Origin of the sequence: Bacillus sp. JJ722 (assembly GCF_036963345.1) — a bacterium.
Classification (GTDB): Bacteria; Bacillota; Bacilli; order Bacillales; family DSM-1321; genus Bacillus_AD.
Map to the genome: position 1 here is coordinate 25,361 of NZ_JBALMO010000040.1, position 3,734 is coordinate 29,094.

At 33.6% G+C, this 3,734-nt stretch carries 3 protein-coding genes; 1 reads left to right on the plus strand and 2 read right to left on the minus strand.

Translation table 11 applies throughout. The annotated features are described in order from the left end of the window. Positions 1 to 83: 83 nt before the first annotated feature. On the minus strand, positions 84 to 770 hold the full coding sequence (locus V7014_RS06255; RefSeq protein ID WP_335505263.1) for a DUF3600 domain-containing protein: 687 nt from the start codon (positions 768 to 770) through the stop codon (positions 84 to 86). Then, positions 767 to 1,342, minus strand: a complete 576-nt coding sequence (locus V7014_RS06260; RefSeq protein WP_335505265.1) for a sigma-70 family RNA polymerase sigma factor — start codon at positions 1,340 to 1,342, stop codon at positions 767 to 769. The genes V7014_RS06255 and V7014_RS06260 overlap by 4 nt, the downstream gene beginning before the upstream one ends. A gap of 177 nt (positions 1,343 to 1,519) precedes the next feature. Between V7014_RS06260 and V7014_RS06265 the strand changes: the two genes are divergently transcribed. Further along, on the plus strand, positions 1,520 to 3,661 hold the full coding sequence (locus V7014_RS06265; protein WP_335505267.1) for a beta-propeller domain-containing protein: 2,142 nt from the start codon (positions 1,520 to 1,522) through the stop codon (positions 3,659 to 3,661). Positions 3,662 to 3,734: the final 73 nt, after the last annotated feature.

The window sequence follows — 3,734 nt, forward strand, 5'->3', positions numbered from 1 at the left end:
ATGGGAACAATGACTTTCATGTAAATGTTAAAATCTAAAGCACCATTGCCTTATTGGACACCCTCTTATATTAGAGAGCTACTTTACTGCATTTGTTTTTCATTTACAGCATCTAGAATGGCTTGGGCTTGTAAAAATTCTGCTTGAAGATTTTCTTTAATATCTTTTACTTCAAAACGTTCACTTGGATTGATTTCACTTTTTACCAGTATTTTTTCATAGGACATTAGAGCGGAAATGTATTGATCAAATTCTGTAGGTGTTAAGATATCTTTAGTTGAGGGTTGATCATTCAGGCGATCAAAGAAAGGTTGTAATATTATCGAATTTTGTGTTAGTTCTTCCACTTTCTTTGCAGGCAGTTGATCATAATCAATATTGCCGTATTTGTCTCCATATTCTAATTTTGCGTTAGTAAGTATTTTTAGATGACTAACGAATTCTTTATATTCTTCATCTCCTAATTCTCCTTTAGCCTGTGCAAGTTTACCGTTCAGCCTCATGAAACTTTCAATTGTAAAGGCTGCTACATGCTTTTTCACCTCTTCAAAAGAACCGTATAATTCATCGGCTAGGGAAGTTTGAAAAGCAAGTGCACCGCCAGTTGGGACAAGTAGCATTGTGACTATGGCACCTGTTAAAATTTTTGTTTTTCTTTTGGAACGAATTCTTGCTTTAGGATTTAATACATTCATTTTTAGTTGGACAGAGGGGCTTAATTCTTTACCTTTTTCTTGTAGAGCTTGTTTTAGTTTTGTTTCTAAACTCATATAACTTCACCGCTTTCTTTAAAAAGTTTTTTTGTTTTTTCCTTTTGCCGTAAGTTTTTAAGTGCAGAGTTAATTCTTGATTTCACCGTTCCAATTGGGATATTTAAGATTTTAGCTACATCTTCTTGTGATTGGTCATTTAAATAATGCAGAATCACAACTTGCTTAAGCTTAAATGGCAATTGATTCACTTGGGTAATTAATTGTTCGTTAGAAATCTTATTTATGAGTTCATCTGAGAAGTCGAAGAGAGTCTTTGTTTCAAATGATTCTGCTTTATGGGTAATACGTAGACGCATCCATCGCTTTCTCCTATACGAGGAGATTTGCTTCATAGTAATCCCCATTAACCACGGCTTGAACGGTTTATCTTGCTCATATTTTTTTAGTGATTTATAGAGCTGTAGGTAAATATCTTGTATCACATCGTCAACATCTGCTTTATCTTCAATTAGAAAATAGACGGCTTTATAGACATCGTGAATGGTTTTTTCGTACAGCTTTTCGTAAGACTGCTTACAACCCGATCTCGTATGATTTACAAGCTGTTGTAAATTACTTTGTTCATCCACTAGCGCAACCTCCTCTGTGTTCTCACTATATATTGGAAAGATATAACTATTTCGTTCGATTTATTTTTATTTGTTTTTATAGTTTAGCTAAACGGTAGCTTCCGCTTTTCTTAATGTAACCAAAATAAACCATATTCGTCTATTAAGTAAATACTATGAGGAGGGAGATGGGAGGGCATGACGAAAGGGAAATGGTATTTTGTAGGGGGAGCAATAATAGCCATATGTGCGTTTGTGATTTATTATTTCGGTGTGGCTACTGTTGCTGATGAATCGTCATCTGGTAATCAAACAGTGGTTGTGACTAATCAATCTTGGAAAGTGAATTTTTCGAATCCTATAAAAGAAAAGCTTATTACAGATGAAACGGTACAAGTTCGTAATAGTGATGGTAAGAAAATCCCTATATCATATAAATTGAGCAATGATCAAAAGCAATTGCAGATTTTTCTTCCTGACATTGAAAAAGAGAGGAAAGAAGAATATACGCTCTATTTATCGAGCGCTATTACATCAAAATGGGGCATTCCAATTATAGGAGGAAAGGAATTACATTATACAGTTCTACCATCTTTACCAACAATTCAATCTAAGCAGCAATTAGAAAAATATTTTACAGCATTGCACGAAGAAAGATACGGATTTTTTGGTAGCGGTGTGGTTAGTGAAACTTCAGAAGATAAAAGTGCTTCGAAAGATAATAGTGTATCGAAGACAAATACACAAGTGGCAGGAATTGATGAGGGTGACATTGTAAAAACAGATGGAGATTTTATCTATACAATTAGTAATCAAGATTTGTATATTTCAAGTGTAAAGCCTGCAAATAAGATGAAGGTTGTTTCAAACATTTCATTTGCAAAAGACTTTTATCCAATAGAAATATTGCTTCAAAATGGGCGGTTAATTGTTATAGGTGAAAGTGCTACGCCACAAACTTTTACAGATGATATTGAGGAAAATGGTTTACGAAAGGTTAATTTTGAAAGTAAGAAAATAGCTTCTCGTTCATATACACAATTGTTTATATATGACATAACAGATAAGGAAAATCCTAAACAAATAAAACATATTGGTGTAGAAGGCAGTTATCAGACATCTAGAATGAAAGGTTCGTATGTGTATGTCATCGCCAATCAATATGCAAACATGTGGACAAGAAAAGATCATCAAAAAGCGGATTTTGTTCCGAAGTTATTTGATAATGAAAAAGGTGTTTATGATCAAAAGCTAAGTAATATTCGATATATCCCAAATTCGAAAGAATCGAGTTTTCTGCATACAGTAGCTCTTGATGTTAGCTCAAATAAATTGCCTTATAAGGTGGAAACTCTACTAGGAAGCAGTGATTCGGTTTATATGTCCGATCAGAGCCTTTATGTCGCAACTACAAAATATTGGGATGAAGAAAAGGATGAAATGAACCCTAATACGGAAATTTATAAATTTGATATAAATAAAATAGCTATTACATTTCACGCTATGGGCGAGGTAAATGGTGATGTGCTCAATCAATTTTCAATGGATGAACATAAAGGTTATTTTCGAATTGCAACTACTCAGCGAAATTTTTCAAGCAATCAAGACCAAACATCAAATCACTTATATATATTAGATGAGAATATGAAAACAGTAGGGAAAGTAGGAGATCTTGCAAAAGGTGAACGTATTTATTCAGCTAGGTTTATGGGTGATAAGGCCTATATAGTGACTTTTAGGGAAATCGATCCTCTATTCGTTATTGATACGAGCAATCCTGTAAAGCCAAAAGTGTTAGGTGAATTGAAAATACCAGGCTTTAGCACATATCTACATCCATACGATGAAAATCATCTTATTGGTTATGGCTATAATACGAAAATGAAAAAAGATATAAATGGAGAAGAATTTGTGACCGAAGATGGAATGAAAATTTCATTATTTGATGTAAGTGATTTCTCTAATCCAAAAGAGAAAGACTCTGTTGTTATTGGTGGAATGGGTACCCAATCTGAACTCTTATATGATCATAAAGCGTTATACCAGAATAAGGAGAAGAATCTATTCGGCTTTCCAATAAGCGTGTATAAAGAAGATAATAACGGAACAGTGGAAGATTCTTTTCAAGGAGCGATGCTGTATGAAATTACACCTCAAAAAGGTATTATATTAAAGAACAAAATGGCCAGTAATACAAAGAACACTTGGGATAGCGGAATAAAAAGAATATTAAATGTAGATGATACTTTGTATACAATTTCTAATCAAGAGGTAAAGGCTTTTGAGATGAAGAGTTTTGCTAATGTAGGTGCTGTTTCATTTAATAAAAACCCTCAGTAAGAATTTACTGAGGGTTTTTGAGCTGGATTGGAATGGCGGCTCAAATATCGGAATGACAGCTCATAAAATGGGA

Bases quoted from the DNA above. Each gene is read 5' to 3' on its own strand.
- V7014_RS06255 (WP_335505263.1), bottom strand. From the start codon at position 770: ATGAGTTTAGAAACAAAACTAAAACAAGCTCTACAAGAAAAAGGTAAA.
- V7014_RS06265 (WP_335505267.1), top strand. From the start codon at position 1,520: ATGACGAAAGGGAAATGGTATTTTGTAGGGGGAGCAATAATAGCCATA.